Annotated in this window: 9 protein-coding genes and 1 pseudogene; 5 read left to right on the top strand and 5 right to left on the bottom strand. The window is 39.2% G+C overall.

Going from position 1 to position 5,884, the window contains the following annotated elements; all coding sequences use genetic code 11:
- The first annotated feature begins 203 nt into the window (after positions 1-203).
- The 3 genes from AAC155_RS23735 to AAC155_RS23725 all read left to right on the top strand — a co-directional run bounded on the left by AAC155_RS23735 (position 204) and on the right by AAC155_RS23725 (position 1,314).
- The gene (locus AAC155_RS23735) at positions 204-527 is read left to right on the top strand and encodes a type II toxin-antitoxin system RelE/ParE family toxin (RefSeq protein ID WP_113044381.1); all 324 of its coding nucleotides are present in this window, start codon (positions 204-206) and stop codon (positions 525-527) included.
- A gap of 47 nt (positions 528-574) precedes the next feature.
- Entirely contained in the window at positions 575-871 is a 297-nt protein-coding gene (gene nadS / locus AAC155_RS23730) for a NadS family protein (RefSeq protein ID WP_113044380.1), read from the top strand.
- A gap of 332 nt (positions 872-1,203) precedes the next feature.
- Positions 1,204-1,314, top strand: coding sequence for a helix-turn-helix domain-containing protein (locus AAC155_RS23725; RefSeq protein ID WP_262978356.1), 111 nt, complete (start codon positions 1,204-1,206; stop codon positions 1,312-1,314).
- 469 nt (positions 1,315-1,783) lie between these two features.
- Here the strand turns inward: AAC155_RS23725 and dinQ are convergent, their stop codons facing one another.
- Positions 1,784-1,855: a damage-inducible type I toxin DinQ gene (gene dinQ, locus AAC155_RS24600; protein WP_387490891.1), complete on the bottom strand. Its 72-nt coding sequence runs from the start codon at positions 1,853-1,855 to the stop codon at positions 1,784-1,786.
- On the opposite strand from dinQ, the gene AAC155_RS23720 reads away from it, so the two are divergent.
- Entirely contained in the window at positions 1,848-2,012 is a 165-nt protein-coding gene (locus AAC155_RS23720; RefSeq protein WP_158536636.1) for a hypothetical protein, read from the top strand. The two genes, dinQ and AAC155_RS23720, sit on opposite strands and share 8 nt — an antisense overlap.
- 304 nt (positions 2,013-2,316) lie before the next feature.
- Here AAC155_RS23720 and AAC155_RS23715 read toward each other — a convergent pair whose 3' ends face one another.
- From AAC155_RS23715 to idi, 3 genes and pseudogenes are all read right to left on the bottom strand, one after another.
- Positions 2,317-2,583: a hypothetical protein gene (locus tag AAC155_RS23715; RefSeq protein ID WP_146748149.1), complete on the bottom strand. Its 267-nt coding sequence runs from the start codon at positions 2,581-2,583 to the stop codon at positions 2,317-2,319.
- Positions 2,531-2,760: pseudogene (locus AAC155_RS23710) on the bottom strand (zinc ribbon domain-containing protein); the annotation flags it as partial. The pseudogene AAC155_RS23710 and the gene AAC155_RS23715, both read right to left, overlap by 53 nt.
- A 101-nt stretch (positions 2,761-2,861) precedes the next feature.
- Positions 2,862-3,395: an isopentenyl-diphosphate Delta-isomerase gene (idi, locus tag AAC155_RS23705; protein ID WP_113044379.1), complete on the bottom strand. Its 534-nt coding sequence runs from the start codon at positions 3,393-3,395 to the stop codon at positions 2,862-2,864.
- Between the two features lie 701 nt (positions 3,396-4,096).
- On the opposite strand from idi, the gene AAC155_RS23700 reads away from it, so the two are divergent.
- Positions 4,097-5,032, top strand: a complete 936-nt coding sequence (locus tag AAC155_RS23700; protein ID WP_113044378.1) for a VirK/YbjX family protein — start codon at positions 4,097-4,099, stop codon at positions 5,030-5,032.
- Positions 5,033-5,085: 53 nt separating this feature from the next.
- Here the strand turns inward: AAC155_RS23700 and AAC155_RS23695 are convergent, their stop codons facing one another.
- The gene (locus AAC155_RS23695) at positions 5,086-5,685 is read right to left on the bottom strand and encodes a GNAT family N-acetyltransferase (protein WP_113044377.1); all 600 of its coding nucleotides are present in this window, start codon (positions 5,683-5,685) and stop codon (positions 5,086-5,088) included.
- Positions 5,686-5,884 lie beyond the last annotated feature (199 nt).

Here is a 5,884-nt window from a genome sequence, read left to right as displayed (position 1 = left end):
GGGCAATAAGGGGAGCAGTAACTCCCATGCTTCATCAGGAAGGTCGTAACGAGCCATAACAGGTTTTTTCCGAAAGTCAGAGCCAGGGGATTATTCTATCTCAATCTATTGCGGGACACAGCCTAGTCTCCAGTACGATTTGATCTTGACTGTCGTACCATGTACGAATATCATATTTCCATATATAGGCAAGGATGTTTTTTATGGAATATCTGGTTTTTATCGAAACTCCCGTATTTAGTAGAGAACGAGCAGAACTGTTAACCGATGATGAATTTAGGCTATTACAGGAGCACTTACTAAAGAATCACGATCAGGGTAATACCATCAGCGCTACTGGAGGATGTAAAAAGATTCGTTGGCAGCGAGAAAGGATAGGAAAACGTGGCGGAGTAAGAATTATCTACTATGCCATAACCAAAACTGGGAGGCTCTATCTCCTTTTGATTTACCCTAAAGATAAAAAAGATGACTTAACTCCAAAAGAAAAAGAGGTACTTAAAGCCATCAGTAACAAATTACAGTAATTAACACCGCGCAGATACGCGGCAATGTTCATACAACAGGAGAGACTATGGACAAAAAACTTTTTAACGATCTGGTTGAAAGCATGAATCAGATGGTAGCAATTGAAAAAGGCGAACTTTCTGTTTCTGATGAAAATATCCATTACCATCGCCTGCCTGATGTAAAAAACTTACGTGAAACCTTTGGCTTAAAACAAAGTGAATTTGCCGAAGCTGTTGGCGTTTCTGCATCTCTAATTCAAAGCTGGGAACAGCACCGCCGCATTCCTTCTGGTTCATCACTGAAACTACTTAAGATGCTTGAACGTAATCCTGCGCTTATTAATGAATTAAGCACACTTTAATACTTTCACTTTCTCCTTGTCGTAATGCAAAAGGATAAAATAATTTCAGTTCTGTATATCCTGTAAAGCCGCGCTCTATCTGATTTCTATGATAAAGCACGGCTTCCTTTCGTGATCTTCTTTTTCACGTAAAATAGAATTTTTCCTTTAATATCATTGCATTGTAATTATCTTCGTGATCCTCTTTTGATCCAAAGCGTGCAGGCGGGTGCGGTGTAGTGCCGTTTTCGCCATAAGCCCATTTATTTCGTCATTGACAAAATCCAGTGACCAAGGTTTTGCAGCCTTGCGTTCATGGACGCTGGTAAGCTGGTAAGAAGTTTGCTCAGGAAATTGGTGTCACACCTGCCGAGATATGGCCCAGTCGGTATTTTGACGAAAATAAGCAGCCTATCAAACGAACCGTCCGAAATGATTTACCAAACAATCCTGATATCACATAAGTTATTTCTATATCCGAAAAAGTAACGACAATTTTTAAACCGTCAAACTAATATAACACGCTAAATTTTCAGTTTTTTATTACACTCATTGCCCATTTTTTAATATCAGAATTGTATTCAAGCTCTATGAAAGTATAAAAAAGCCCACATGTTGCGGGCGAGATAATTGTATTTCAGATCATCAGAACACGAACCCGTAGCGTTGATTGATACCGCATTTAAAAAGGCGTCCCAATGTTATTATGTGTATGACTCGCGGTAAACTACACTAATCTGTTGGCTATCCTCCCATACTACCGGAGCAATAACCGCTTGAACACGGGTTCAAGTCCAGTCGGGATGACCAAATTTAAGCTTTTAGATCAGTATATTGAGCTACTTAAACAAGAGTGGCTTGCTTGATCAAAGGCGGTAAATGTTAAAGGCCACCGGGAGGTTACCCCGATGGCCTTAGCTACGTTTCCGTTATCTATTTCAGAAATGCACGGATCAGCTCTAAAAGCACGATTAACGCTTTGAGAACGATGATAGCAATGTCAATAAATGCTTTCACCCGTTTGCTCCAGTTAGGAGCACGACTTAACCAGCCATTGCCTTTACGCTGCCTGTCCGACTGGCCCTCATCTGTGTTAGCAGGAGAATATCGCGCTCTGACCGAGGCACTGAATCAGCACCACCTGTACTCAGCCAGGACTTAAAAAAACTTGCGTCAGAGATACACAGGTCAGAACGCTACCCCAAACTAACAGCCGTTGATTATAGGTTTATTTTCAAATGATTCAATCAATTAAAATGATGAGTAGATAAAAATAAAAAACCAACTGGTGAGGTTGGTTTTTTATTTTTACCCTTGGATAGAGCGGTTTGTCTTTGTGCTATACGAGATTGGTAGCCTCGGTTCCAGCGCGACATTCTCCTGCTAACACAATCAGTCTACACCTTAAAAAAGGTGTTATCAACCTATGTCATAGCGTAAAAAAGCTCATACAAATGGGATGATATTCACCCAATCACAGGCGAATATTTCTGTTTCAATCCATCGGATTTATAGGCCGTGTTCCTTATGACTCTGGCGTTCTCCAATGTACCCGTATTATGGTGTGTATGACTGGCTGTCAGTTCAGCCAACTCCTTTACTACAAACGTGTCTAACATCAATTGCATGACACTGATTCGCTGGATTCCCCCCAAACTACAGGTGTGTAAATGCTGCTGTGCCCTTGCGCTGGATGTTGATCGCCTCATTGATATCGCGGTCATGTTCGACATGACAAACCGGGCATTGCCAGATCCGCTTACGCAGCGGCATTTCCGGCACTTTGTGACCGCAGCAATGACAGGTTTTCGAGCTGGCGAATCACTGATCCAGTTTGACCAGATGGACCCCCGCCGCTACGGCTTTGTATCCCAGTTTCATGAGGAAGTCCAGCCCGCATCCCCGATAGCCACCCTTAATTTGTCAGGATTTGCGGCGTATTGGAAAATTTCAATGAGATATTCATATCTAATTAATCCAATGCTATGGCTACCGATAAATTACATTGTTATCAAATCAGCCTTTGCCACCCCTCAATATCTTGATACGAAAGTCCATTAATAATTTTTTTGAACCAAACCGTATATACATCAGGAGCATTATTAATTAGCTCCCTCAATTTCAGAGGATTAACCCATTTATAATCGGACACTTCGTCAAAGTTAATTATCGGTTCTTTATCAAAGCGTCCAATAAAAACATGATCATACTCGTATTCAATCAAATCATTAGGAAGTATCGCGTGATAAATAAATGACGAAACCTTTTTCAATGGACAATCAAAACCCATCTCTTCGCCAAGACGCCGATGTGCAGCGGCCTCCAGAGCTTCACCAACCCTAGGGTGACCACAACAGCTATTGGTCCAAAGTCCGGCTGAATGATATTTGGTTGCCGCTCGCTTCTGTAAGAGTAAATTTCCTTTATTATCAAAAACAAAGATAGAAAAGGCCCGATGTAACATACCTTTCTGATGAATATCAGCTTTTCCCGCTGAACCAATGGGATTGTCATGTTTATCAACAAGAACAAGCATCTCATCCATTATTAATGGCCTTTCTGTGAATTGAATCATATATACCCGTCATCTTTCAAGTTGCCTCTTTGTTGGCTGCACTCACTCACCCCGGTCACATCGTTATCTATGCTCCCGGGGATTCGCTCCCTTGCCGTCGCGATCCATCTTGAAATCCATTGGGTATAAAATCATAAATTTTAATTAATAATAAAAATATAATCCATATTCTGCAAGTACCAAATTAACTTTGCAAGAATAAGAAAATTTTTTCATAAAAATATAATATAAATCACAAAATAAAAATATTTCATCCATTCTGACATTAATGTAAAAATAAAACAAATTAATAGAATAATTATTAATGTTTTAATTAAATGGATTCAAAAAATAATATATCCAACATTAATCATTTATCGTCGATACTCACCTGCTAAATTTGTTACAGATCATGAGCTCGGGTATCACACCAAGTTATAGCCGTTTCTCTCATCTTTCTGGATGTGCTTTTACAACAAAAAACATCACAGAAAACTAAACAAATAATAAACAAACACGATAAAATCCCCTTAATAACTAAACATTCATTAAACAGCTGTTGATTTTTTATCTTAAAAAAACATAAATAAACATCTGTTGAAGTTTTGTTTAATATCAAAGGAGTATACTCACGGCTTACAAGTCCTCTTCCCTCCAGTTATTTTTTAGAACTAGATAAAGAAATGAAATAAATGAAATATATGTATCAACCTGCCAGTTCAGGAATTCGGCTGTTCACAGATTTAGTCGGAAAAAAAATTAGCCCTAGCCCTCATTGGTATTCTGCCCAGAATCGCACTAAATTTGCCTTACGTAGCGCTCTGATGCCAATATCGACACTAAAACTATTAAACCAGATAGTTAATACGCCGTTCTATCTGGATATTTTGAAGAAACAACCTTGTTTACCTTCTAAATTACATCGCCCTTATCTAAGTATTAACTTCAATAGAGGGCAGACGTTACGTGCAATAAATGAACATTACCAGCTATTATTTACTGGGTTAAATCAGTCTATTGTTAATAAAATATTTCGTTCCAATGCATATCCATTAGCGGTTATCAATGGTAAGAGTGGAACTTACACTATTTGTCTAGATTCTATGGACTGCTTTAATAAAGAAGGTGAGCTTACTCTATTTATTACAACAGAAGATAATAAAACCTTGGCAAGATGCGCTTTCACACTACTCACTATTGCTGGTAAAAAAACACTGTTCATCGGTGGACTACAAGGTTCCAAAGGCGATGCAACCCTTGAAATTATCCGCGATGCAACGAAAGATTGTTATGGATTATTTCCAAAACGCTTACTGATTGAATCCATTTGCCGTCTCGCAGCCCACTTTGAATGCCAGCAAATTCTGGCAGCTAGCAATGATACTCACATCTATAAGAGTCTACGCTATTGGCATAAAAAGAAAGACAAATTAGTCGCTGATTACGACTCTTTCTGGGAATCATTAGGTGGAGAAAAGGGAAAAAATAAGGATTTCCATCTCCCCTTATTCATTGAAAGAAAACCGCTTGAAGATATAGCCAGTAAGAAGCGGGCAGAATATCGCCGCCGCTATCAATTACTAGATGAACTGGATAATGGAATGCAGCATTCTCTGCCTTCAAATTAAATCAGAATCAGGCCGCAACCTTTCACAGGACGGCCTAATTTTTGAGATGATTCTTATCTCGGTTTAACCATCAGCCATTCAAGATGTATTTTAACCGCAGGCCATTCACCACTGATAATGCTGTAAACACAAGTATCCCTGATACTGCCATCTTTAGATACAGCATGACTACGCAGAATCCCATCAAGTTTTGCGCCCAGTCGCTCTATCGCCTTCCGACTCTGATGATTAAAAAAATGAGTGCGAAACTCCACTGCGATACATCCCAATTCTTCAAAAGCGTATTTCAATAAGAGATATTTTGCTTCCGTATTAATATGTGTCCGCTGAACAGAACGAGCATACCAGGTATAACCAATTTCCAACCGGCGGGCATTAGAATCAATATTCATATACGTGGTCATTCCAACCGCTTTACCTGTTCGATGATCAACAATCGCAAAAGGCAGCATAGTACCTTTTTCATGTAGCAATAAATGGCGTTCAATCTCGTTACCTAGCTCAGCTGGCGAAGGGACACTGGTGTACCACAATTTATGCAGTTCACCCTCTTCAATTGCCTGTAAAAACTCATCATGCCGTTGGTGTGTCAGAGGTTCTAAAGTCACCCCTTTTCCCGCCAAAGTTACCCATTCAATCATCTGTTTTTTCATAATAACCACCGAGTTATAAATTAAGTCAGAATAGAAGAGTTCACTCTATTCCGGAGTCAAAACCGGAATTAAGGGAACCTCTAAAAACTCTCAATACAAAAAATAAGATCAATTTTGCACTCACCAATAAATGACCTTATTGTGTATGACTTTTTCTTGCTTTTTCAGGGGAAAAAATAAACTCATCGCTTTTTCATCA

The organism is Photorhabdus sp. HUG-39, assembly GCF_963878365.1.
GTDB lineage: Bacteria > Pseudomonadota > Gammaproteobacteria > Enterobacterales > Enterobacteriaceae > Photorhabdus > Photorhabdus kayaii.
The sequence above is the reverse complement of the archived record's forward strand: the minus strand, read 5'-3'. Positions and strand labels throughout refer to the sequence as shown.

Bases quoted from the DNA above. Each gene is read 5' to 3' on its own strand.
- AAC155_RS23735 (WP_113044381.1), top strand. From the start codon at position 204: ATGGAATATCTGGTTTTTATCGAAACTCCCGTATTTAGTAGAGAACGA.
- nadS (WP_113044380.1), top strand. From the start codon at position 575: ATGGACAAAAAACTTTTTAACGATCTGGTTGAAAGCATGAATCAGATG.
- AAC155_RS23720 (WP_158536636.1), top strand. From the start codon at position 1,848: ATGTCAATAAATGCTTTCACCCGTTTGCTCCAGTTAGGAGCACGACTT.
- AAC155_RS23715 (WP_146748149.1), bottom strand. From the start codon at position 2,583: ATGTCGAACATGACCGCGATATCAATGAGGCGATCAACATCCAGCGCA.
- idi (WP_113044379.1), bottom strand. From the start codon at position 3,395: ATGGATGAGATGCTTGTTCTTGTTGATAAACATGACAATCCCATTGGT.
- AAC155_RS23700 (WP_113044378.1), top strand. From the start codon at position 4,097: ATGAAATATATGTATCAACCTGCCAGTTCAGGAATTCGGCTGTTCACA.
- AAC155_RS23695 (WP_113044377.1), bottom strand. From the start codon at position 5,685: ATGAAAAAACAGATGATTGAATGGGTAACTTTGGCGGGAAAAGGGGTG.